This window comes from Streptomonospora alba, from assembly GCF_000826685.1.
Taxonomy (GTDB): domain Bacteria; phylum Actinomycetota; class Actinomycetes; order Streptosporangiales; family Streptosporangiaceae; genus Streptomonospora; species Streptomonospora alba.
In genome coordinates, this window is sequence record NZ_JROO01000028.1 from 23,779 (window position 1) to 46,445 (window position 22,667).

A 22,667-nucleotide genomic window follows, 5' to 3' on the forward strand; every position below is an offset into this window, starting at 1 on the left:
CGATGCCACGATTCCGCGGATCGAGATATGACGCGATTTTCGGCGGCTCCGGGGCAGTGGTTCCGGGGAGGCCGGTGCCGGTCGGTTAATCTCGGGATAGACCGGATGAAAATGGGAATCCGGCGCCGTGAAGCTCCGGTTTGACGGTGGTCGGGCGACACGCAGGAAACGGAGCCGTACGTGCGCAACGAGCCGGCGGGGGGCCTCTCCAGCGCAGAGCAGCGACGCAGGAACCCGCGCCGTGTGGGGATCATGGGCGGTACCTTCGATCCCATCCACCACGGGCACCTCGTGGCGGCCAGTGAGGTCGCCCACCTGTTCCACCTCGACGAGGTGGTCTTCGTGCCCGCGGGGCGGCCGTACCAGAAGGACCTCACCCAGGTGACCTCGGCCGAGGACCGGTACCTGATGACCGTCATCGCCACCGCCGAGAACCCCCAGTTCAGCGTGAGCCGGATGGAGATCGACCGCGACGGCCCCACCTATACGATCGACACACTGCGCGAGATGCGCCAGATCTACGGCGCCGAGGTGGAGCAGTTCTTCATCACCGGCGCCGATGCGCTGGGCGCTATCCTGAGCTGGCAGAACGTCGACGAACTCTTCGAACTCGCGCATTTCGTAGGCTGTAACCGCCCCGGACACCGGCTCACCGACCCCGGGCTGCCCGATGGGAAGGTCAGCCTCGTGGAGGTCCCCGCACTGGCGATCTCCTCCTCGGAGTGCCGGGAGCGCGTCCGCAAGGGCGATCCCATCTGGTACCTGGTACCCGACGGCATCGTCCGCTACATCAACAAGACCGGGCTCTACCTCGACGACCCGACTGCGGGGTAGTCGCCTGAGGGAGGCAGCTGCTACATCGTGTCCGCTACCGACCGGGCCGTGGGGCTCGTAAACATCGCCGCTGAAGCGGCCGCCGACAAGCTCGCGCAGGAGGTCGTCGCCTACGACGTCAGCGATCAGCTGGTGATCACCGACGCCTTCGTGCTGTGCTCGGCGCCCAACGACCGCCAGGTGCGCTCCATCGTGGACGAGGTCGAAGACCGCCTGCGCGACCGGGGCGGCGTCAAGCCGGTTCGGCGCGAGGGCGAGCGCGACGGTCGCTGGGTGCTGCTGGACTACGCCGAGATCGTCGTGCACATCCAGCACGAGGAGGAACGCGGGCAGTACGGCCTGGAACGGCTGTGGAAGGACTGCCCCCGGATCACGCTGCCCGAGGGCGCCCGCGGCCGCGATCGCGGGAGCGAGGAGACCGACGGAAGCGCCGAGGGAACCGAGACCGCGTGAGTACTCCGTCGAGCGGCGCCTGTGCGCACATCCGTCCCAGCGGTTCGAAAGGGCGCCCGTGACCGCCTCCAAACGCGTCGTCTGCTGGCGCCACGGCCAGACCGCGTGGAACGCCGAGAAGCGGTTCCAGGGCCAGACCGACATCCCCCTCAACGAGCAGGGCCTGGCCCAGGCCCGGCGCGCGGCCGGCCTGCTGGCGCGGATGCGCCCCGACGCCGTCGTCTCCTCGGACCTGCGCCGGGCCGCCGTGACCGCCCAGACCCTGGGCGAGGAGACGGGCCTGGAGGTCACCCTGGACAAGGGGCTGCGTGAGCGCTTCGGCGGCCAGTGGGAAGGGCTGACCACCGCGGAGATCCGCGAAGGATGGCCCGAGGAGAACGCGCGCCTGGAGCCGCCCGGCGGCGAGGACATCGACGCCGTGGGGGAGCGGGTGTGCGACGCGGTCGAGCGTGCCCTGGCCCTGGTGCCCGAGGACGGGCTGCTGGTGGCGGTGGGCCACGGCGCCGCCCTGCGCGCCGGAATCAACCGCATGCTGGACCTGCCTGCCGACCGGCGCCAGGTGCTGGGACCGCTGGGCAACTGCTCCTGGTCCCTACTGGGTCCGCTGCGCAACGGCGGCTGGCGGCTGCTGGAGCACAACGCCGCCAGCCTGCCGGAGAAGCGCACACTCAGCGACGACCGCTGAGCCCGGCGCCCTCCCGTTTCGACGAGGGCGCCGGATTCCGTTAGAGTCGGTACCGCCGCCGCGGACACCGGGGCGGCGGACCAGGGGCTATGGCGCAGCTGGTAGCGCGCCTCCATGGCATGGAGGAGGTCTGGGGTTCGAATCCCCATAGCTCCACCTGATCGAAGGCGTGTCCTGCTGACCGCAGGGCACGCCTTCGTCGTTTCCTCCGCGGCCGCCCACCGAGCCCGCAGACGGTCGCAGGGTGATCCCGCTCGCGCGTTCGGGTGCTCGCGGGGCCGCCTTCTCGGTCGCTTCCGGGGGGCGCCGGCGCGCCCCTCGGGGCTGCGCCGACGCCTTCGCCCGCGAACCTGTCAGTCGAAGTTGTGGGCGATGACGGTCTCCACCAGGTCGGGCCCGGGGAAGTCGGCCATCACGACCCCGGTCCGTTGCACGTTCCCGGCGGCCAGATAGTCGAGCGCCCGCGAGTTCATGCCTTCGACCCCGAGCGCGCCGTAGGCGATCGAGGAGGGCAGCGCGCCGCCGGAGGCGCTGAGGTGGTTGACGTAGAGAACGCCGCTGTCGCCGGCGTCGGCGCGTTCGAAGTGGGCGCGGGCGGCGTCCCACTTCTGGGGCACGTGGAAGAGCGTCGGCAGGTCGTAGTCGTCCTGCACGTCCATCCGCGCGCCGTTCCAGCGCGGACCGTAGGCGCCGCCGGAGCCGAAGTCCTGGAGGACGACGATGCGGCCCCGCACCTCGCCCAGAGTCGGGATGGCCCCGTCGCCGGCGGACGGCCGCCACAAGTGCTGCCGGAGCCGGGCGCTGGTCTCCGGGTTCTCATCGATGTACCAGTCCAGGGTCTCCTCGTAGCTGCGGGTGTTCTCCTCGGCGGTGTGCTCCTGCTTCAACCGCATCAGCACCGTCTCGCCGGGATGCGCGCGCAGGAAGTCGGTGGCGGCCACGACGACGTCGGTGAAGTTCGCGTTCAGGAACTCGGACCCGTGGTGGATCGGGAACACGTCGCGGTGGTGGCGGGTGCGGATGTCCAGGGCCCGCACACCGGCGTCGAGCTGTTCATGCAGCGGGCTCTGCTGGGTCTGCGAGACGGGCGAGGCGTCGTAGGCCATTGTGTCGTGCGTGCCCGGGACCGACAGGTCGGCCAGGCTGGTGCCGTCCGGAAGCCGGCTCATCCAGTCGGGGTCGGATGTCAGGTGCAGATCTCCGCTGTGGCGGGTGTCGGCGAGGGCGGGGGAAGCGGGCAGCCCCACCGCCAGCACGGCCGCCAGGGCGGCCAGGACGGCGAGGGCGCGAGTGTGCCGAGACACGGGGGGCATCGGGGGGATCCTCCGGGGCGGGAGAGGGGACGGGGGAGGCGCGCCGCGCGGGCGCGCAGGCGCGCAGGCGCGCAGGCGCGCGAGAGCGCGACAAGGATGCCACGGCCGCCTGTACGGCGGCCAAGAGCCCCGGTGAGGCGCCCGGTCGCTTGATGCCGCGGCCCCGGCAGCCGGACTCGCCCGGTCGGCCGCGGCGATCTGGCATCACTGGCCTTTCCCCCGTTGATCTTGTACCTACGGTCACATGTGATCGCTCACAATGACCGTAAGTACAAGATCAACGCTGATGTGGCCGGTGCCGTGCTCGGGGCGCTCGTCGGCGACCGCGTGGACGTTGCGTTCGCGCAGCATCGGATAGCGCTCGGCGACGCGACCGGGGTGCCCGAGGCCACCCTCGCGCAGCCTCCCCGCAGCGGACCGAACAGCCCTCCGCAGGTGGTATAAAAGGTGGAGACGCGGGGCTATGGCGCAGCTGGTAGCGCGCCTCCATGGCATGGAGGAGGTCTGGGGTTCGAATCCCCATAGCTCCACCGAAGCAGTCATAACGCGAACCGCGCGCAAGCGAGGCCGCATCCGCCCGGCGGATGCGGCCTCGCTTCGTATGCGCCGGGGCCGATCCGGCCGGAGACCGCGCAACGCCGTCATCGACGGTGATGCGGACCGGGTGCGCCGACGACCGTGTCCGATACGCGACACGGGACCCCCGCCCAGCAGGTGGTCCCGTGTCGTTGTACCGGGCCGTGGGCGGTGGAGCGGAGCCGGCCTCCGCTCCACCGATCGGATCGCGGTCAGGCGCGCTCACCCTGCACCGGCTGCGCCTGTGCGGCCGGTGTATCGACATCCCCCTCGGCGACGGACTCGGCCGGCGTCCCCGGGTCGGCGTCGTCCGCCGCGGCCTTGCGGCGGACGAACAGCGACGTGATCACCGCCAGGACGCCGATGCACCCGGCGACCATGAAAGCGGTGCGCAGGCCGGCGGCGTCGGGCGGGCCCGCGGTCGCGCTGCCGAGCGCGGCGACCGTCACGAAGACCGCGGTGCCGAACGCGCCCGCGACCTGCTGCAGCGTGGTCAGGATCGCGCTGCCGTGGGAGTAGAGGTGGTCGGGCAGCGAGCCCAGCGACTCCGTCATCAGCGGCGTCATCATCAGCCCGAGCCCGGTCATGAGCACGACGTGGATGGCGATCACCGCGGCCAGGGGCGAGTCCGCCCCCAACGCGGTGAACAGCCACAGGGACGCCGCCATGGCGAGTGCACCGGGGATCACCAGGGGCCGGGCGCCGAAGCGGTCGAACAGCGCGCCGACCGGACGGCCGAGCAGTCCCAGGACCAGCCCTCCGGGCAGTACAGCCAGACCGCTGACGAACGTGCCGGTGTTCATGACGGTCTGCAGGTACAGCGGCAGCAGGATCGACGCGACGCCCAGCAGGCACATGAACAGCAGGGCGGCCAGGATCAGGGCGACCACGAAGGTCCGGTGGGTGAACGGGCGCAGGTCCAGCAGCGCCCGATCCTCGCGCTGGAGCCGGAGTTGGCGCGCGACGAAGACGGCCAGTGCGGCGGCTCCGACCGCGACCGCCAGCCAGGGCGGCACCGGATGCCCTCCGCCGCCGGACTCGCCGATGGAGGCCAGGCCGTAGAGCAGGCCGCCGAAGCCGACCGCGGACAGCAGCACGGAGAGCACGTCCAGCGGTACCGACCTGGTGCGGCTGTCCAGGCGCAGCCAGACCGCACCGATGACCAGCGCGGCCACCGCCAGCGGGAGCACGAGCAGGAACATCCAGCGCCACCCCAGCCCGGCCAGTACCGCACCGCCGATGGTCGGTCCGATCGCGGGGGCCACGGCGATGACGATGGTGATCGTGCCCATCGTCGCGCCGCGGCGGCGGGGCGGCACGAGCCGCATCACCGAGGTCATCAGCAGCGGCACCATCACGGCGGTGCCGGACGCTTGGACGATGCGTCCGACCAGCAGCGTCCCGAACCCGGGGGCGATCGCGCTGAGCAGAGTGCCCAGGGTGAACATGCTCAGCGAGGCCAGGAAGACCTGGCGGGGAGTGAACCGTTCGAGCAGGAATCCGGTCGTGGGGATGACTACGGCCATGGTGAGCAGGAATCCGCTGGTCAGCCACTGCACCGTCGTAGTGGAGACGTCGAGCGCGACGGTAAGGTCCCGCAGCGCTACGCTCAGGATCGTCTCGTTGAGGATCATCACGAAGGCCGAGACGACGAGCACGGCGATCATCAGGCCGGGGCGCGCCTGCGGAGCCGCCCCGTCCGGCGGCACTTCGGCGTCCGCGGTGGGCGCGGTTTCGGTCATGGGCATACCTCGTAAGCTGCCGGTCAGGCGGGTGGGCTGGTGGTGCTGGATTCCGGGCAGGAGGGCGCCGGGGCGCCCGGTAGGCGGGCGGCCGCTCAGCCGGAGTCGTGCGCGAGAGCGCCGGCGCGCGTACCCGGGGTCTCCGGGGCTTCGGGGCGGTCGAGACGAAGGTGGCGGCTCGCTGCGGTTGGTACGCGCGCGGGCCGATGGGTGTGCGTCCGCTGCGGCCCGAAACGTGCCGCGCGGCGGTCTGTGGAAAAGCGGCGCGTCCCCTGGTGGCTCACGGTGCCGTTGCCATGCATCACGATCGTCATCCGCTTCCCCCGTCGGCGGTACGCCCCGAACGCGGTCGTCGAATCCCCATCCCGTCGCCGACCGCTCGCCGCGCTGCATCGCACGCGTGTGAAAATGTGCAGATCTACACAAGTCCGACAGGCGGCCAACTCACTGTAGTACTCGCGCTGATCGCTTGCCCGGTACGTTCTCGTCCCCCGCCTGAGAGAAGCGACACAGGGGCTCCCGCCCCGTGGAAGCGGTACCCGCCGCGACTTCGGGGCCCGCGCCGCTGGCTGCAGTTCAGGGGCGTGACCTCCGTGTTCCTGCGGGCCGAAGCCGGTGTCGAGGGTGCTGCGCGGGACGCTCTCCCCGACGAACCGCGGTTTCCGAGGCGCGTGCTGCAGGAGGGGCCGCAGCCGGCCGCAGGACGCGCGCCGGCACGCGGCGCGGGCCCGTCCCCGCCACCGCGGCCCGACTCCTCAGCCACGCTCCCGAGCCTCCGGTCGGGCCGCGCGCATACCCTCGAAACGTGACCGACACGCTCGACACCGACGTCTTCACGTCCGCGCTCGCCCGGATGCGCGCGGCCCTGGGGCGGGGGCCGGTCGCCGTGCTGACCGGGGCGGGAATCTCGACGGACTCGGGCATCCCGGACTATCGGGGACCGGACTCGCCGCCCCGCAAACCGATGACCTACCAGCAGTTCGTCGGCGACGCGGCCTTCCGCCGCCACTACTGGGCGCGCAACCACGTGGGCTGGCGCCACGTGCACCGCACGCGCCCCAACGACGGCCACCGCGCGCTGGCCGGGTTGGAGGAGGCCGGGGTCGTCTCCGGCGTCATCACCCAGAACGTCGACACTCTGCACGGGATGGCCGGCAGCAGGAGCGTCATCGACCTGCACGGCCGCTACGACCGGGTGACCTGCCTTTCGTGTGCCTCGGTGATCTCGCGGGACCGCTTGGCCGAGCGCCTCACCGCACTCAACCCGGGATTCACCGGGGGAGTGGACGACGTGGAGATCGCGCCCGACGCCGATGCGGTCCTGGCCTCCACCCGCGGCTTCACCGTCGCCGACTGCGCGGACTGCGGCGGGATCCTCAAGCCCGACATCGTCTACTTCGGCGAGAACGTGCCCCGGCAGCGGGTGCTGGAGAGCTACCGGCTCGTCGACGACGCCGAGGCGCTGCTGGTGGCTGGATCGTCTTTGACGGTGCTGTCGGGTCGGCGTTTCGTCAAGCGCGCGGCCGACCAGGGGAAACCCGTGGTGATCGTCAACCGCGGACCCACCCGCGCCGATGCGCTCGCCGCGGTCACCGTGGACGCGGGCTGCTCGCGGGCGCTGGGCGCGCTGGCCGGGGCTTACCAGCGCTGACACGGGCCTCCGGACACGGAGGGTCGGACCCTCTTGACGCCTTGCTGTGTGAGCGCTCACACTGTCACGCAACCGCGGCGGCCCCGCGGTCCAGCGCCGCCGCCTCCCGCTCGACCGCCCCTTATCCGATTCCCAGCGGATCGCCGCGGCGTGGTGTTAACGCCAACAATCGCCTCCCCGCCGCGTCGACAGGACATCCCCCACTCGGCCGCGAAGGAGTTCCCCATGGTCCGGCCCCCCTGGCTGGACAACACCTGCCAGCGCTTCCGGTTGGCGGTGCAAGACTCCGGCGGCTGGATGAGCGTGACCAACGCCAACAGCGGCAAGGCCCTCGACGTGCGCGATTGCGGTACCGCGGCGGGGGTGAACGTGCGCCAGTGGTCCTGGCTCGACAACGCCTGCCAGCAGTGGCGCCTGGAACCGACGGCCTGACCGGCCCCGCACCGCCCGCCGCCGACGCGGCGGGCGACCTCGGCCACCCCGGATACCGCGGCCGCCGTCCGTCCCCCTCCCAGTCGCGGACGGCGGTCGCGGCCATCGCAGCGGCGGTGCCGCAGGGACGCGGTCCCCGCTGGGACGGACGGACCGAGGCACTCTCCAGATCCGGTAGACTGGAGGCAAGCAAGGGGCTATGGCGCAGCTGGTAGCGCGCCTCCATGGCATGGAGGAGGTCTGGGGTTCGAATCCCCATAGCTCCACCGAACCGCAGAACCCCGTCCTGATGGGCGGGGTTCTCGTCGTTCGTGCCGGTGGTGACACGCACGGCGGGTCGGCCCCCCGGGGGCGGTGCCGACCGCTGCGAGGGCCGCGGCCGCACGGGCGCCGGGAGCACCGGCCCGGCGGTGGCGTCCGGGGCAGGCCGGAGCGTTGCTAACGTTGCGCCATGGCGGTCGTGCTGTGGGCGGGTTCGGGAGCCGCGGTGCTGTTCGTCGCCGTATTCCTGGTGGACGGGTGGACCCGGCCGGGCTACAGCCCCATGCGCCACCCGGTCAGCGCACTGGCCCTGGGCCCGCGCGGATGGCTGCAGGCGGCCGACTTCCTCTGCTGCGGGCTGCTGATCACCGCAGCGGCCGCCGGTGTGCTCGGTGCTACCGCTCACCCCCTCCTGGCTGCCGCGATCGCCGTGTTCGGCCTCGCGCTGACGGCCTCGGGAGCCTTCCGCATGGATCCGATGCGGGGCTACCCTCCGGGCGCGCCGGAAGGGACCCCGGACGCGTTCAGTCCGAGCCACCGCGTGCACGACGCGGCGGGCGCCGTCGTCTTCCTCTCGCTTCCGGCCGCCGCGGGCATCGCGGCGTTCGCCCTCGACGGCGTGCTCTGGTCGGCGTACTCGGGGCTGACCGCGGTGGCGCTGCTCGTCCTGTTCGGCCTCTTCGGCCGCGCGTGGGAGGGCGATTGGCCGAACACAGGCCTCATTCAGCGGCTGACCATCATCGTCGGCTGGACGTGGCTGGCACTGCTGCTGGCCGACCTCGCGGCGGCGACCGGCTGAGCCCGGGCCGGCGGTCCCGGGCCGGACGCGCCTTTGCGGAGCCCGTTTCCGCGGCGGCGCGGCGGTGGCCGCTATCGGCCGGAGGGAACCCTGCGGCGTGCTCGTTCGTATCCACTGCGGGCCGCCCGGCCACGACGTGCGGTCCGAGGAGGATCCGACAGCGGCTCCCCGGTCCGTGCCGGGTCCTTCGGGTGGAGGGCCGCCGATCCGTGACGGGAACGACTATGGGATACCGGGGAGCGGAATGTAAGTTCTAAGGAGCACCTTTGTACGGCCCCGAGACCGGTCCGGCGCCTCCCCCGGAACCGCCCCGGCACCCGCGGCCGTTGATCAGCAGAGGACGACCGTGACCCCGAATTCCCCCACTCCCCGCCGCAGGCAGGCGGGTCGGCTCCTGAGCGCCGGAGGTGCCGCGGCGGCCGCCGCGGCGTTGGCGCTCTCGGGTGTGATCCCCGCAGCCGCCGCGCCTTCCGCCTCAGCGCCGCCGATGGCCTCCGGGGAGAAGGGCGTCCCCGAGGCGAGCGCGCGCATCGCGTTCGTCGACTGGTGCAGCCGAGGCACGATCGGCCAGACCGGCACCGAGGACGGCGCCGAGCACGACGACAGCGCCGTCTGGCGCGACGGCCCCGGCGAAGTGGCAGGCGACCGGCACTTCCCCGCCGCACCCGAGGACGCCTACAGCTCTGTGGTCTATGACAGCGGCAGGCTCACCGCCGCCGCGGGGGTCACCGGCATACGGTTCACCCCCGACTGCCGCATCGACGACTCCGCTCTTTCCACGCCGACCTCGGTCACCGACGCTTTCGGCCGCGACGCCCTGCTGGTGCTCGACTCCGCCGCCTCCACCGCGTGGTGGAGCGCCGCATCGGGGCCCAGCGCCCAGATCACCGTCCGCGGCCTGGAGATCCTCGGCCGGTCGGCCGACGTCTCCGACGGCGACTACACCGACACCTTCACCGCCGACTCCGGCGACGGGAAGATCACCGTCGCCGTCGAGGCCGAGCGGCACGTCAGCAAGCCCGAGAAGAGCGGGCAGCCGCCTTCCGGAGGGCCCTCCGGGGACCAGCGCGCCGAGGCGTTCCTGTCCGTGCGCTTCGAGGTCGACCGGGTGGACGCCGAGGGCAAGCCCGTCAGCGAGTTCGACTACGGTGTCGAGTTCGCCGGCACGGCGGTTCACATCCCCGCCGGCGGTGTGCCGGGCACGCAGGCGCCGGAACCCGAGACCGAAACCGCCTCCCCCGAACCCGACGCGACCTTCGCGGCGCCCGAATCTCCGGGACCGCTGAACGAGTCCGCCGACGCGCCGGAGGACACCCGGCCCACGACTCGGTCCAGCGGCGAAGAGGACCCCGGAACCACGCCGCGGCCCGACGACCGGGAGGGCGCCGCCACGACGGATCCGACCCCGTCGCCGAGTGGCGACGCCGCCACGGAGCCGACGCAGCAGGAGTCCGCATCCGGCCCCACCGTCGCAGCGCCGACCGATCCCGAGCACGCTCCCTCGGTCGGTCCCGGCGGTGCCGACCCGGGCGGCGAGCCGACCGGCGGGAGACTGCCGGTGGCAGGCAGCGCGCTGATCGGCCTGGTGGCGACGGGCCTGGCCGCCCTGGGAGGCGGCGGTACCGCCATCTACCTCGGCCGCGGCCGCAAATCCGGCTTCGACGGCGACGACGTCGTCGGCTCTCGAGCCCGCGGCCCCCGCGACCGCCGCTAGCCGACTGCCGCCGGGACAGCGGGTCCCAGGGCCCCGGCGGCCTCGTGCGCGGGGCCGCACCCGGCATCGAAGGCACCTCGGCCTGGAGGCGGGTGGGTGGGCGGCCGTCCCGCGGGTAGTGGGGGAGCGGGCGGGTATGACCCGCTGAGCCCACCACTTCGACGGGGAAGGAGGCCGGGGATGTCGCTGACCATGGGCGGAGGGCCGTTCGCCCACGACGCGTCCGCCGCGGTGAACTACAGGATCGAGTCGCCGCACCACTCGCTGTTCATGCACGCCTTTCCCCGGCGGGTGCGCGCCGAGCTGGGCGGCGAGACGGTGCTCGACTCCCGAAACGGGATGCTGCTGCACGAGACCTCGTTGCTGCCGCAGCTGTACGTGCCCACGGAGGACATCAGGGGTGAGCTGCTGACACCCAGCGACCGCACCACCCACTGCCCCTACAAGGGCGACGCCTCGTACCGGCACCTGCGGGTGGGAGAGCGGGTGGCCGAGAACGCCGTGTGGTCCTATCCCGACCCCGCGCGCGAGGCCGGGTGGCTGAGCGGGTACTCGGCGATGTACTGGAACGCGGCCGATGCGTGGTACGACGAGGACGAGCCGGTGCGCGGCCACCTGCGCGATCCCTATCACCGGGTCGACGCCCGGCCCGCCTCGGTACTCGTGCGCATCTCCTACGGCGACACCCTGATCGCGCGCTCGGCCAGGCCCGAACTGCTCTCCGAGACCGGATTGCCCAACCGCTACTACCTGCCGCCCAACGACGTGCGCCGCGAACTGCTGGTCCCCAGCCGGACCCGCACCCTGTGCCCCTACAAGGGCCGGGCGACCTACTGGACGCTGCGGCTGCAGGACCGCGAGATCGAGGACGTCGCCTGGTCCTACGACGAACCGCTCAAGGACGCGCGCGACGTGCGGGGCCACTTCTGCTTCCTGCACGACGACCTCACCGCCACCGCCGAGCGCGCCTGACCCGCACCGCGTCGGCCCGCGGCAGGGCCTGTGGAGAAGCAGCCCGCCACGTCACCGCCTGGCGGTACTGTCGCAGGCGTGGCTGAACTTCCCGATGTCGAAACCCTCCTCGCGGCCGCGGTGCAGTCCGTGGGCGGCACCCGGCGCGAGGGCCAGGCCGTCATGGCCGAGGCGGTCTCCACCGCCATCGACACCGGCGAGCACCTCGTCGTGCAGGCGGGCACCGGTACCGGCAAGTCCCTCGCCTACCTGGTTCCGGCCCTGCGCCACGCCATGGCCGAGGACGCGACGGTCGTGGTCACCACGGCCACCCTGGCTCTGCAGCGCCAGTTGATCGAGCGTGACCTGCCGCGGCTTTCCGCCGCCCTGGCACCGATGCTGCATCGCGAGCCCTCCTTCGCCATCCTCAAGGGCCGGCGCAACTACCTGTGCCGGCATCGTCTGAACGGTTCCGGCGATCCCGACGAGGAGACCGAGCTGTTCGACCCCCGGCAGCTGTCCTCCGTGGGCCGCCAGGTCAAGCGGCTGCACGAATGGGCCGAGGAGACCGTCACCGGCGACCGCGACGAGCTTGCGCCCGGCGTCAGCGACCTCGCCTGGCGGCAGGTCTCGGTCTCGGCCAACGAGTGCGTGGGCGCGGCGGTCTGCCCCTTCGGCCAGGAGTGCTTCTCCGAGCAGGCCCGGGCCGACGCCGGCGGCGCCGACGTCGTCGTCACCAACCACGCCATGCTGGCGATCTCGGCCATGCAGGGCTACCAGCTGCTTCCTGAGCACCGGGTACTGGTGATCGACGAAGCCCACGAGCTCGTCGACCGCGTCACCTCGGTGGCCACCGGCGAGCTGGGGGAGCGGCCGGTGGCCACCGCCGCCAAGCGCGCCGCCCGGTTGCTGGAGGCCGACCTGACCGAGCGGCTCAGCGAATCCGGCGAAGGCCTCGCGCTGCTGTTCGGCGAGGCCGACGCCGGCCGGCTCGACCACCTGCCCGAGTCCCTGGCGGGGGCCGTGGCCGCCGTCCGCGACGCCGCGCACTCCTGCCTGAGCGCCGTCCGCACCGGCTCGACCGAACAGGACCCCGACTACGCCACCCAGCGCAAGCAGGCGCTGGCGGCGCTGGAGGAGGTCCACGACACGGCGGTGCGCATCCTGGAGTCCTTCGAACCGCCGCTGCGCGAGCGCACCGACGTCGTCTGGCTGGCCAAGGGCCCCAAGCAGTCCCCGACCCTGCAGGTGGCTCCGCTGGCCGTGAGCGGGCTGCTGCGCGAGAAGCTCTTCGGCGACCGCACCACGGTGGTGCTCACCTCGGCCACCCTGGCCCTGGGCGGAACCTTCGCGCCGCTGGCCGCCCAGTGGGGGCTGGGACGCGAGTCCACTGACGCGGCGCCGGCGCCCGACGCCGCCGCCCCCGCCGAGGGCGGCGCCGACGGCTCGGCCGCCGACGGCGCAGCGGACGACGGAGCCGCGGACGGAGCCGACGAGGCCGACGACCCGAACCGGGCCGCCGGCGAGCCCCGCTGGCGCGGACTGGACGTCGGCTCGCCCTTCGACCACGCTCGCAGCGGCATCCTGTATGTCGCCCGGCACCTGCCCCCGCCGGGGCGCGACGGGCTCGATCCCCGCTATCTGGACGAGATCGCGGGCCTGGTCGACGCCTCCGGCGGCCGTGCGCTGGGCCTGTTCTCCTCCATGCGCGCCGCCACGCAGGCCGCCGAGGAGCTGCGCGAGCGTGTGGACGTGCCGATCCTGTGTCAGGGCGAGGACTCCACCGGCCGCCTCGTCGAGGAGTTCGCCGACGACGAGGCCTCCTGCCTGTTCGGCACACTGTCGCTGTGGCAGGGTGTCGACGTCCCCGGCCGGTCCCTGCAGCTGGTCATCGTGGACCGGGTGCCGTTCCCGCGCCCCGACGACCCGCTGGCCTCGGCCCGCCAGCGAGCCGTGGGGGCCCGGGGCGGCAACGGCTTCATGGCGGTGGCGGCCACCCACGCCGCTCTGCTGCTGGCCCAGGGCACGGGTCGGCTGCTGCGCACGGCGCAGGACCGCGGTGTGGTGGCGGTACTCGACCCGCGCCTGGCCACGGCGCGCTACAGCGGCTTCCTGCGCTCCTCGCTGCCGCCGTACTGGGGCACCGCCGATCCGGAGGTGGCGCGTGCGGCGCTGCGCAGGCTCGCGGAGGCTCCCGCCGCGGGCTGAAGGGGGAGGGGCTCAGCGCCGCAGGCGGTAGCCGAACAGCCGGACCGCGTAGCCCGGGGTGTCGTCGTCGGCGGGCTGGATGTACCACCGGTCGTCGTTGTCGCCGATCGCCAGTTCGTTCCACATCAGGTCGATCAGCTTGAGCCGCGCCACGACCGAGCTGCTGGGGTCGAGCACGATCGCGTAGGAGTGGTCGGACAGCCGCTGGGTGACCATGCCCACCGGCTGGCCGTCCCAGATGGCGGGCACCGGCGCGTGCCCGATGTCGACGCCGCACAACCGCAGTTGCTCGACTTCCTCGTCCAGGGCCTCGCTAGCCAGCGCCTGGTCGAGCTGGAGGGCGTCCTCCAGCTCGTCTCGATCCTCGTCGTCGCGCAGATAGGCGTGGTAGGTGCGGTGTCCGCAGGCGCGGCACAGTCGCCAGACGACGCACCGGGCGAGCCCGTAGGCCGACTGCGCCTCGCCGATCGCCCGATAGGCGCTGACCATCCGGCTCGTACCGCATTCACAGCACAAGGCGGTGAGTTCCTGCTTCATCCTTCAGTCCCCCTCCCAGGGCGAGTATGCGACGGCAGACCCTGATTAGGGAACCCGGCCGCCCAAGGAGCTCCTGCGATCCGCGGTCGTCAACGGCCCGAAACCCGTGCTCCTGCGGGCGTCCGGAAGGCGAGGAATCGGTGCGTCAGCGTGGCGCGGGGTCCTGATCCCCGCTGCTGCCGCCGCGGCGCGTGAGCGGGGCGCCGCCCGCGGCCCGCAGCCGCGCGAGCAGCCGCCCGAGCCCGCCGAATCCGGTCCAGTCGCCCCAGGAGCCGCCCTGCCGGCCCGCGTCCCTGCCGTCGCCCTCGGTGCGGTCCCCGCCGGCGTCCCCGCCGGGCTCGTCGGCGGGGACCGCAGGCGGGACGCCCTCCTCGCCGACGTCCCCGACGTCGCCGACCGGCGCGCCCGGCCCCAGCAGCGGATGCTCGGCCACCCGGTAGCGGCGGATGTAGATGCTGAGGAACGCCTGCAGACTGGCACCGGCCGGCAGCGCAAGCAGCGCGCCGGGAACGCCCAGGATCGCGGCCCCGGCGAGCACCGCGCCGAAGGCCACCGCGGGGTGCATGTCCAGCGTCCGGGCGGTGATGCGGGGCTGCAGCAGATAGTTCTCGAACTGCTGGTAGACCACGACGAAGGCGAGTATCCACAGCGCCGGCCAGGCGCCCTGCATCAACGCGACAAGCACCGGGACGGCGCCGCCGATGTAGGTGCCCACGGTCGGGATGAACTGGGAGAGGACGCCCACCCACAGCGCCAGCGCGAAGGCGTAATGGACGTCCAGAACGACCAGTGCCAGGTAGTGGGCGATCGTCGCGATCAGCGCAAGCAGCGCGCGGGAGTAGATGTAGCCGCCCGTCTTGCTGATGGCGATCTCCCAGGCGCGCAGCACCTCGCTCTGGGTGCGCGGCGGCAGCACCGAACAGATCGTGCGGCGGAACCGGGGGCCGTCGGCGGTCAGGTAGAAGGTGAACAGTGCGATCGTCAGACCGCTGAACAGCAGCGACAGCACCGTCGTTCCGGCGCCCCAGGCGTTCTCGGCGAGGCTGGAGGCGTACTGGTCGGCGAGCCCGGTGGCGTCGGTGATCTCGCTGAGCAGCGTGTTGGGCGAGAAGCTGGTGTTGAACGTTACGTTGACCCAGTTCAGCAGCCCGCGGCTCATTGCGGGGACCTGGTCGATGAACTCCAGCACCTGGCCGATGAGCATCGAGCCCAGGACCGAGAAGAACGCGGCGACCAGCGTGACGACACCCAGCATCACCGCGCCGGTGGCGGGCCCTCGCGGCCAGCGGTGGCTGTGCAGCCAGTTGACCGCCGGCTCCAGCGCCAGAGCCAGGAACAGCGATACCAGCAGCAGCACCAGCAGGTCCCGCAGCTGCAGGAACAGCCATCCCGCGACCGCGAAGGCGATCACCGTCCAGGCGATCAGCATCAGCGCCCGCGGCAGCCACGAGGGCATGCCGTTCTTGCCAGATGGGTCGTCCGGGGCCGTCATGGGCGCGGGTCGCCTTCCTGCTGCTGAGCATGCCGACTGCGGTTGCCGGGGTGGTCCGGCTCATCGGGCCGGGTGCGGATCGCGTCTTCACTCCGCACCGGGGCGATGCCCGTCCGCGATAGCCGGCCGGGCATCGCGAGAAGCGAGAGTAGTGGCTCGCCGCCCGCCGGGCGGCGAGCCGAAACGCCTGCGGAGGCCGGGACCCCGCCCTTGGCGGTGGGGCACCGGTCGGCGAGGCGGCGGGCGCCGCGGGGCGCGCCGCGCCTGCGGCCGCGAGGCCGCGGGAATCCCGGGCAGGGGGTCAATCGTCCATGGAGAGGCCGCGCTTGTTGCGCTCGGTCCAGTCGCGCATGCGCTGGGGGTAGCCGACCACGTGAACATCGTGGACGGGGGCCGCCAGGTTGCGCGCGACCCGGTGGATGACCTCGGGCGAGCCGACGCGGCGGCGGATCCACTCGCCGTCGCTCGCCACGGCCACCGCCGTGGTGCCGGTGGCGAAGGTCTCCGGTTCGACGAAGAACTCCACGCCCACCTTGCTGTTGTGGAAATCCATCAGAGCTCGGAGGTCGGAATCCTCGGCCGCACGGTCGAACCGGGCCTGGCTTCGCTTCCTCGCCTTGCGGAGCCCGAACCGGTCTTTCGCCTTGCGGAGCCCGAACCGGTCTCGCCATCCCATATGCCGTCTGCGCTCCCGTCCCTGCCGCCGCGTTGTCGCGGCTGTCGTGCACGTCGCCCCCCGGCCCTGCGACGAGTCTATCCGCCGTTGCCCTGATCGGATTCAGGCGTTTCCCTCACCTCGCGGTGATCGCGCTGCTACGTTCGGTCGCACCCGGTGTGGCGCCGACGCGGCCGCGAGCGCCGCGAGGGTCCCGGACCGGCACGGAGGAGATCAGAGGGAGTCTGCACCCATGGCGCTGTGGAGATGGCTGGGCGAGACCGCACGGGAGCTGCGGGCCGACGGGCAGGCCGAACTGGCCGAGAGCCTGGTGCGACTCGCGCAGATGGCCGCCGAGGGGCAGGCCGACGCGGCGGCCGAGGCCCAGCCGGCGGCCGAACGGGCGGCACGCGGCGAGTCCGCACCGAGCTGGGCCGCGCCGCTGGTGGGGCACTGGCCGCTGGCCGCGCGGGTCGGGGACCGCGCCGAAGGGCAGGCCGCGCTGCCCGCGGCGCTGACACGCCTGCGCGCCTCCCATGTGGGCGGCGCGGACGGCTCAGCGGCCGGCTGCACCCCGGCCGCCTGCTCCGCCGAACCCGTGCTGGCCTGCTACGCCAACATCGACGGCCCCGGCCACGTGGTCGACCGCGCCACGCTGGTGGCCGAGAGCCTCGGCCACACCCGTCCCGGCGAGCCCGCCTGGGAGGCGCTGGTACTCGCCCAGGCCGACATGCTCATCGACGACGAGCGCCCCGACGAGGCCGTCCGCGAGCTCGACGCCCGCGCCGCCGCGGCCCGCACGGGAGGCTCCGGCGTCAGCCTGGACTACGCCTTCGGTTACGTACGTGCGCTGCGCCACCTCGACCGCTACGACGAGGCGCTGTCGGCGCTGGACCGGGTGGAGGCCGGGATGGCCGCCGCCTGGCCCGGCGGCGCGCCCCGCGCGGCGGCGCGCCGCCGGCTGGACATGGAACGCGCCCGCCTGCTGGCCTGGCTGGCCCGCTCCGGCCGGTGCGCGCCGCAGGAGGCCCGCGCGGCACTGCCTGAGCAGCGCGAGGCCGACGCCCACCCGCGCCTGCGACCGGCGTGGGCCGAGGCGGCCGAGCACCTGGTCGCCGCGGGCGGGCTGGACAACGACTGGCGGCTGGGCACGGCGCTGACGGCGTGGTCGCGCTACTTCGAGCGGGTCGGCTCCGACCGGCTGTGCCTGCGGGTGGGCCTGGTGGCCGCCCGGCTGGCGGTGGCCCGCGGGGCGCGCTGGACCGCCGACTCCGCGCTGCGGCGCAGCGAGCGCGCCGTGAAGCGGGTGCGCCGCGCCGCCGACGAGGCCGCTGACCTCGACGAGATCCACACCGAGGCCGCCCGCCGCGGCCCCCGGGAACTCCCCGTGGCCGCATCGGAGGTGCTGCCGCTGCTGCGCGGGCAGTCGCCGGAGGAGGTCGACCCCGAGCACCAGGCCGACCTGGTGCTGGCGGCGCTTCAGGAGAACCCCGGCGACCCGGCGCTGCTCAACGCGCTGGGCCAGGTCGGACGCACCCTGGGGCTCACCGACGCGGCGGCCGAACTGCACTGGCCGCGCGTGCACTCGGCCCCCGGCGACCAGAAGGCCGCGCTGTCGCTGCTGGAGACGCTGCTGGCGGACAAGGACACCGCGGGTCTGCGCGCCTTGGTCCGCCACCTCACCGGCGCTGCGCTGGGCTCGGCGCCCCAGCCCTCGGGCGGCGCCCCCGACCCGGCGGCCTCCCCCGCGAGCGCCCCGGTCGGCTGAGCGCGCCCGCTCAGGAGCCGTCCGCACCTGCGCCGGCGGCGATCATCCTGGTGCCCGCGAGGCGGGAGGCGGTGGCCGCCGATCAGGGCTGGGGCACGCGGGTCAGCGCCTGCCCGGGCGCATACGCCAGTGCCGCCTCCGGCAGCATGGCGGGCCGTCCGCTGGCCAGGACCGTGACGGTGCCGGTCAGTGGAAGGGAGGGGGCCGGTGGGACGCCGAGGCGGCGCAGCGTCTGGGCGGCGACCGCGCCGGCCGCGGTGAACAGTTCGGCGCGGCCCTCCAGCGCCTCCGATATCGGTTCCTCGATCAGGTCGTAGTGGGTGCAGCCCAGTACCACCGCGGAGGTCTCGGGAGGGGTGCGCTCGGTCGCATGGGCGATCGCCGCGTCGACGGCGCCGGGGTCGGCCGACTCGACGGCCTCGGCCAGGCCCGGACACGGAACCGGCACCACCTCGACGCCCTGGCCGAACTCCTCGATGAGGCTTTGCTGGTAGCGGCTGCGGGAGGTCGCCACCGTCGACCACACCGCGACCGGCCCTCCGCGTCCGACGGCGGGTTTGATCGGGGGCACGGTGCCCACGACCGGGATCCGCGGCTCGAACGCGGCGCGCAGCGACGTCAGGCCGTGCACCGAGGCCGTGTTGCACGGCACCACGATCGCGTCGGGCGCGGCGGCGGGGTCCTCCGCGGTTCCGGAGGCGTCCAGCGCCGCCCTGGCGCCGGCCAGCACCCGGCCCACGATGGCCTCCGGGGCGTGCACGCCCCAGGGCATGTGGTCGGGATCCATGGAGAGCACAAGATCGGCGTCGGGCCGCGCCGCGCGTACGGCGGCCGCGGTCGAGAGCATCCCGATCCCGGAGTCGATGAAGGCGATGCGCACGTTGGCCGATCCTACGCCCCGCCGAGCGCATCCGCGGGCAGGGAACCCGCGCGGCCGGTACGCCGAGCCTCCGTGTGCGGCCGGGTCCGGCCGCTTCGCGCGGGCGAGGTATCGGCGCGGTGGATGCGGGGAAGCACGTTGTAGAGCACCGGGGCCGGGTCCGGCCGCGCCGGGGGGCTGCAGCAACGCGCCGACCGGGGCCTGGTCCACCGGGTTGTACTGGTCACACGCCTATTGTCACTACCGGCCGGTAAAAGGGGAATAGTCTGTTCCACGGTCTGCCGCATGGTCGGCAGCACGGCACGAGGGCAGCGGCGCGGCGGCGCGCCGAGCGGGTTGAGAAGCGGGTGAGAGCGATTCGTCAGTCATCGCAGCAGGACTTCGCCGATCACGTCGAGGCCGTGCAACGCCTTCGGCGCGACTACGCGCAACTGCCTTCCGACGCCCCGGTCCGGCTGGCCAAGCCCACCTCCAACCTGTTCCGGTTCCGCGACTCCTCCGACGCGCCCCGACTGGACGTGTCGGCGTTCAACCGGGTGCTGGCGGTCGACCCCGTCGAGCGGGTGGCCGAGGTCGGCGGCATGACCACCTACGAGGACTTGGTGGCGGCGACCCTGCCGCACGGCCTGATGCCGCTGGTGGTGCCGCAGCTGCGCACCATCACCCTCGGCGGCGCGGTCACCGGTCTGGGTATCGAGTCCTCCTCGTTCCGCAACGGCCTGCCGCACGAGTCGGTGGAGGAGATCGAGATCCTCACCGGGTCCGGCGACGTCGTCACGGCGCGCCCCGACAACGAGCACAGCGAGCTGTTCTACGGCTTCCCCAACTCCTACGGCACCCTGGGCTACAGCCTGCGGCTGCGCATCGAGCTGGAGCCGGTCAAGCCCTACGTGCACCTGCGCCACCTGCCCTTCACCAGCGGCAAGGAGGCGATGGAGGCCTTCGAGCGGATCTGCGCCGACGCCGAGCACAAGGGCGAGCGGGTCGACTTCGTCGACGGTGTGGCCTTCGGGCCCGGCGAGCTGTACCTCACCCTGGCCTCCTTCGTCGACAAGGCGCCCTGGACCAGCGACTACACCGGCACCGACATCTACTACCGCTCCATTCCCCGCTACGCGGGCCCCGGCCCGGGCGACTACCTCACCGTCCACGACTACCTGTGGCGCTGGGACACCGACTGGTTCTGGTGCTCGGGCGCCTTCGGGCTGGGCAAACCGGCGGTGCGCAGGCTCTGGCCGCGGCAGCTGAAGCGCTCCGACGTCTACCGCAAGCTCGTGGCCCTCGACCGGCGCACCGACTTCAGCCGGCTGCTCAACCACTACCGCGGCCGCCCCCAGCAGGAGCCGGTGATCCAGGACGTCGAGGTCGGCGTCGAGCGCGGCGCGGAGTTCCTCGACTTCTTCCACTCCGAGATCGGCATGTCGCCGATCTGGATGTGCCCCCTGCGCCTGCGCGGGACCGCGGCGCCGGCCGCCGGGCGCGCGCACGTGTGGCCGCTGTACCCGCTGGAGCGGGAGCGGCTCTATGTCAACTTCGGGTTCTGGGGAATGGTCCCCATGCGACCCGGGCAGCGGCGCGCCCATCACAACCGGGCGGTCGAGGAGGAGGTCTCGCGGCTGGGCGGACACAAGTCGCTGTACTCGGACGCGTTCTACTCCGAGGACGAGTTCTGGCGGTTGTACAACGGCGAGGGCTACCGAAGGCTCAAGCACGCATACGACCCCGACGAGCGGCTCCTGGACCTCTACGCCAAGTGCGTGGACAACAAGTGAGGCGCCGGCCCACCGCGCGGTGTGGGCGGGCGCGGGTGAGAAGGGAAGAAGAATGCGGCTAGCGGAGATCTTCGAACGCGTCGTCGGCAAGGACGCACCTGTTCGCTTCCGCGCCTACGACGGCAGCACGGCCGGCGACCCCGGCAGCGACACGACGCTCGTCGTGCGCACCCCGGTGGCGTTAAACTACCTGGCCCAGTCGCCCGGCGCGATGGGGCTGACGCGCGCGTACGTGTCCGGCCATCTCGACGTCGAGGGCGACATGTACACCGCTCTGAGCCGGATGGCCGGCCTCGCCTTCAGCGACGGGATGCGGATGTCCCCGGCGGAGATGGCGCGCATCGCCCGCGGCATCGGCTGGGTGAAGTTCGCCAACCGCGTGGCGCCACCGCCGCAGGAGATGCGCCGCAGCAGGCTGTCGTGGCTGGGCGCCCGGCACGCCAAGGGGCGCGACGCCGAGGTGATCCACCACCACTACGACGTCTCCAACGCCTTCTACGAGCTGGTGCTGGGGCCGTCGATGACCTACACCTGCGCCGTGTTCGGCAGCGAGGAGAACTCGCTGGAGCAGGCCCAGCACGACAAGCACGACCTGGTGGCCCGCAAGCTCGGCCTGGAGGAGGGCATGCGGCTGCTCGACGTCGGCTGCGGCTGGGGCGGCATGGTGATGCACGCGGCCCGCGAGTACGGCGTCAAGGGGCTGGGCGTGACCCTGTCCAAGGAGCAGGCCGAGTGGGCGAGCAAGCGCATCGCCCAGGAGGGGCTGTCCGACCTGGCCGAGGTCCGCCACATGGACTACCGGGACGTGCCCGACGGCATCTACGACCGGATCAGCTCCATCGGCCTGACCGAGCACATCGGCAAGAAGAACCTGCCCGACTACTTCGGCGGGCTCTACTCCAAGCTCAAGCCGGGCGGTCGGCTGCTCAACCACTGCATCACCCGCCCGCGCAACGACCTGCCGGCGATGAAGCCCGGCGGCGTCATCAACCGCTACGTCTTCCCCGACGGCGAGCTGGAGGGGCCGGGCGAGATCCAGATGCGGATGAACGACGCCGGCTTCGAGATCCGCCACCAGGAGAACCTGCGCGAGCACTACGCGCTGACGCTGCGGCACTGGGCCGCCAACCTGGACCGCAACTGGGACGCGGCGGTGCGCGAGGTCGGCGAGGGCACGGCCCGGGTGTGGCGGCTGTACATGAACGGCTGCATCCTCGGCTTCGAGCGCGACGTCGTCCAGCTCCACCAGATCCTCGGCGTCAAGCTCGACGGCACCGACTCGCACATGCCGCTTCGGCCGCGTTTCGACTGACCTGGAGCACTCCGGCCGTGCACACGCAGGGCGTGCACGGCCGGGGCGTGCGTGCGCCCGCCCCCGGCGGCGCGCGGGGGCGGGCGAGGGCCCATCGACTGCGCCGCTGGGGGCATCATGGGGGTATGCCTGGCACAGACGACACGGACCGCACCAAGCAGCTCGCCATCACGCTGGTCGACGCCTATGTCCGCAAGGACCGCGACCTGCTCGACCGCACCGTGGCCGAAATCGGCGACAGCACCGACACCGCCATCTCCGAGCTCAAGGTCTTCGGCTCCTTTCTCTCCCGGCGGGTCCAGGAGACCGGGGTGGTCTGGAAACCGGCCGACTCGCGCGAGGCCGTCGCCTCCACCGTCGCCGACATGCTCGCCCCCGAGGTGGAGTTCGCGGTGATCACCGCGTGGGAGGCCCACTCGGTGGGCGAGGAAGAGGCGGCGGAGCGCTTCACCAACGGCGACCCCACCGTCTATCTGCACATGCTCGCCGCCTTCGCGGCGGCCATCGGCCAGGCCGTCTACAAGCCCGCCGAGCTGATCTCGACCCTGCGCATCGCCACGGGCGGCGAGGAGTAGGTCCGGTCCGCGCGCCTGCCGCCCTGTCCCGTTGCCGCCGTCACGTCCGGCGCCGAG

Annotated in this window: 19 protein-coding genes and 3 tRNA genes; 16 read left to right on the plus strand and 6 right to left on the minus strand. The window is 72.7% G+C overall.

The window, feature by feature from the left end:
* Positions 1–252: 252 nt before the first annotated feature.
* The 4 genes from nadD (at position 253) to LP52_RS14545 (ending at position 2,128) form a co-directional block, all read left to right on the plus strand.
* Complete coding sequence (nadD, locus tag LP52_RS14530; protein ID WP_040274233.1) at positions 253–834, plus strand: nicotinate-nucleotide adenylyltransferase; 582 nt, start codon at positions 253–255, stop codon at positions 832–834.
* A gap of 27 nt (positions 835–861) precedes the next feature.
* Positions 862–1,287 (plus strand): ribosome silencing factor, encoded by a 426-nt coding sequence (gene rsfS / locus LP52_RS14535; protein ID WP_040274120.1) that lies wholly within the window; start codon positions 862–864, stop codon positions 1,285–1,287.
* A 58-nt stretch (positions 1,288–1,345) separates the two neighbouring features.
* The gene (locus LP52_RS14540; RefSeq protein ID WP_040274122.1) at positions 1,346–1,972 is read left to right on the plus strand and encodes a histidine phosphatase family protein; all 627 of its coding nucleotides are present in this window, start codon (positions 1,346–1,348) and stop codon (positions 1,970–1,972) included.
* Positions 1,973–2,055: 83 nt separating this feature from the next.
* Positions 2,056–2,128: transfer RNA gene (locus tag LP52_RS14545), tRNA-Ala, on the plus strand.
* A gap of 197 nt (positions 2,129–2,325) precedes the next feature.
* Here the strand turns inward: LP52_RS14545 and LP52_RS14550 are convergent.
* Complete coding sequence (locus LP52_RS14550; protein ID WP_052809853.1) at positions 2,326–3,285, minus strand: phosphatidylinositol-specific phospholipase C; 960 nt, start codon at positions 3,283–3,285, stop codon at positions 2,326–2,328.
* Positions 3,286–3,742: 457 nt separating this feature from the next.
* On the opposite strand from LP52_RS14550, the gene LP52_RS14565 reads away from it, so the two are divergent.
* Positions 3,743–3,815, plus strand: a tRNA-Ala gene (locus LP52_RS14565).
* A 258-nt stretch (positions 3,816–4,073) separates the two neighbouring features.
* On the opposite strand, the gene LP52_RS14570 is transcribed toward LP52_RS14565, so the two are convergent.
* Entirely contained in the window at positions 4,074–5,603 is a 1,530-nt protein-coding gene (locus LP52_RS14570) for an MDR family MFS transporter (protein ID WP_084723200.1), read from the minus strand.
* Positions 5,604–6,408: 805 nt separating this feature from the next.
* Here LP52_RS14570 and LP52_RS14575 point away from each other — a divergent pair.
* The 7 genes from LP52_RS14575 to LP52_RS14605 all read left to right on the plus strand — a co-directional run bounded on the left by LP52_RS14575 (position 6,409) and on the right by LP52_RS14605 (position 13,619).
* Positions 6,409–7,254, plus strand: a complete 846-nt coding sequence (locus tag LP52_RS14575) for an NAD-dependent protein deacetylase (protein ID WP_040274128.1) — start codon at positions 6,409–6,411, stop codon at positions 7,252–7,254.
* A 225-nt stretch (positions 7,255–7,479) separates the two neighbouring features.
* Positions 7,480–7,686, plus strand: coding sequence for an RICIN domain-containing protein (locus LP52_RS14580; protein ID WP_040274130.1), 207 nt, complete (start codon positions 7,480–7,482; stop codon positions 7,684–7,686).
* 193 nt (positions 7,687–7,879) lie between these two features.
* Positions 7,880–7,952, plus strand: a tRNA-Ala gene (locus LP52_RS14585).
* A gap of 185 nt (positions 7,953–8,137) precedes the next feature.
* Positions 8,138–8,746 (plus strand): DUF998 domain-containing protein, encoded by a 609-nt coding sequence (locus tag LP52_RS14590; RefSeq protein WP_040274131.1) that lies wholly within the window; start codon positions 8,138–8,140, stop codon positions 8,744–8,746.
* A 346-nt stretch (positions 8,747–9,092) separates the two neighbouring features.
* Positions 9,093–10,460, plus strand: coding sequence for a hypothetical protein (locus LP52_RS14595; protein ID WP_157036335.1), 1,368 nt, complete (start codon positions 9,093–9,095; stop codon positions 10,458–10,460).
* Positions 10,461–10,640: 180 nt separating this feature from the next.
* Complete coding sequence (locus tag LP52_RS14600; RefSeq protein ID WP_040274135.1) at positions 10,641–11,432, plus strand: DUF427 domain-containing protein; 792 nt, start codon at positions 10,641–10,643, stop codon at positions 11,430–11,432.
* 78 nt (positions 11,433–11,510) lie between these two features.
* Positions 11,511–13,619 carry an ATP-dependent DNA helicase gene (locus LP52_RS14605; RefSeq protein ID WP_040274136.1) on the plus strand — a complete coding sequence of 703 codons (2,109 nt, stop codon included), beginning with the start codon at positions 11,511–11,513 and terminating at the stop codon, positions 13,617–13,619.
* A gap of 12 nt (positions 13,620–13,631) precedes the next feature.
* On the opposite strand, the gene LP52_RS14610 is transcribed toward LP52_RS14605, so the two are convergent.
* From LP52_RS14610 to LP52_RS14620, 3 genes are all read right to left on the minus strand, one after another.
* A complete protein-coding gene (locus LP52_RS14610) occupies positions 13,632–14,156 on the minus strand; it encodes a DUF6315 family protein (RefSeq protein WP_040274138.1) in 525 nt (174 codons plus the stop codon).
* Between the two features lie 145 nt (positions 14,157–14,301).
* The gene (locus LP52_RS14615; RefSeq protein WP_084723201.1) at positions 14,302–15,648 is read right to left on the minus strand and encodes an AI-2E family transporter; all 1,347 of its coding nucleotides are present in this window, start codon (positions 15,646–15,648) and stop codon (positions 14,302–14,304) included.
* 301 nt (positions 15,649–15,949) lie between these two features.
* A complete protein-coding gene (locus LP52_RS14620) occupies positions 15,950–16,324 on the minus strand; it encodes a hypothetical protein (protein WP_040274140.1) in 375 nt (124 codons plus the stop codon).
* A 232-nt stretch (positions 16,325–16,556) separates the two neighbouring features.
* Between LP52_RS14620 and LP52_RS14625 the strand changes: the two genes are divergently transcribed.
* Positions 16,557–18,071, plus strand: a complete 1,515-nt coding sequence (locus tag LP52_RS14625) for a hypothetical protein (protein ID WP_040274141.1) — start codon at positions 16,557–16,559, stop codon at positions 18,069–18,071.
* Positions 18,072–18,153: 82 nt separating this feature from the next.
* Here LP52_RS14625 and LP52_RS14630 read toward each other — a convergent pair whose 3' ends face one another.
* Complete coding sequence (locus tag LP52_RS14630; protein WP_193789994.1) at positions 18,154–18,918, minus strand: glutamate racemase; 765 nt, start codon at positions 18,916–18,918, stop codon at positions 18,154–18,156.
* A 380-nt stretch (positions 18,919–19,298) separates the two neighbouring features.
* On the opposite strand from LP52_RS14630, the gene LP52_RS14635 reads away from it, so the two are divergent.
* From LP52_RS14635 to LP52_RS14645, 3 genes are all read left to right on the plus strand, one after another.
* Positions 19,299–20,723 carry an FAD-binding oxidoreductase gene (locus LP52_RS14635; RefSeq protein ID WP_052809854.1) on the plus strand — a complete coding sequence of 475 codons (1,425 nt, stop codon included), beginning with the start codon at positions 19,299–19,301 and terminating at the stop codon, positions 20,721–20,723.
* Positions 20,724–20,775: 52 nt separating this feature from the next.
* Positions 20,776–22,035: an SAM-dependent methyltransferase gene (locus LP52_RS14640; protein ID WP_040274145.1), complete on the plus strand. Its 1,260-nt coding sequence runs from the start codon at positions 20,776–20,778 to the stop codon at positions 22,033–22,035.
* Positions 22,036–22,160: 125 nt separating this feature from the next.
* Positions 22,161–22,610, plus strand: coding sequence for a hypothetical protein (locus LP52_RS14645; protein WP_040274146.1), 450 nt, complete (start codon positions 22,161–22,163; stop codon positions 22,608–22,610).
* Positions 22,611–22,667: the final 57 nt, after the last annotated feature.

Coding starts and splice junctions, on each gene's coding strand:
- LP52_RS14590 (WP_040274131.1), top strand. CDS start 8,138: ATGGCGGTCGTGCTGTGGGCGGGTTCGGGAGCCGCGGTGCTGTTCGTC.
- LP52_RS14610 (WP_040274138.1), bottom strand. CDS start 14,156: ATGAAGCAGGAACTCACCGCCTTGTGCTGTGAATGCGGTACGAGCCGG.
- LP52_RS14570 (WP_084723200.1), bottom strand. CDS start 5,603: ATGACCGAAACCGCGCCCACCGCGGACGCCGAAGTGCCGCCGGACGGG.
- LP52_RS14550 (WP_052809853.1), bottom strand. CDS start 3,285: ATGCCCCCCGTGTCTCGGCACACTCGCGCCCTCGCCGTCCTGGCCGCC.
- LP52_RS14625 (WP_040274141.1), top strand. CDS start 16,557: ATGGCGCTGTGGAGATGGCTGGGCGAGACCGCACGGGAGCTGCGGGCC.
- LP52_RS14630 (WP_193789994.1), bottom strand. CDS start 18,918: ATGCTCTCGACCGCGGCCGCCGTACGCGCGGCGCGGCCCGACGCCGAT.
- LP52_RS14640 (WP_040274145.1), top strand. CDS start 20,776: ATGCGGCTAGCGGAGATCTTCGAACGCGTCGTCGGCAAGGACGCACCT.
- LP52_RS14615 (WP_084723201.1), bottom strand. CDS start 15,648: ATGACGGCCCCGGACGACCCATCTGGCAAGAACGGCATGCCCTCGTGG.
- LP52_RS14580 (WP_040274130.1), top strand. CDS start 7,480: ATGGTCCGGCCCCCCTGGCTGGACAACACCTGCCAGCGCTTCCGGTTG.
- LP52_RS14620 (WP_040274140.1), bottom strand. CDS start 16,324: ATGGGATGGCGAGACCGGTTCGGGCTCCGCAAGGCGAAAGACCGGTTC.
- LP52_RS14645 (WP_040274146.1), top strand. CDS start 22,161: ATGCCTGGCACAGACGACACGGACCGCACCAAGCAGCTCGCCATCACG.
- LP52_RS14600 (WP_040274135.1), top strand. CDS start 10,641: ATGTCGCTGACCATGGGCGGAGGGCCGTTCGCCCACGACGCGTCCGCC.
- nadD (WP_040274233.1), top strand. CDS start 253: ATGGGCGGTACCTTCGATCCCATCCACCACGGGCACCTCGTGGCGGCC.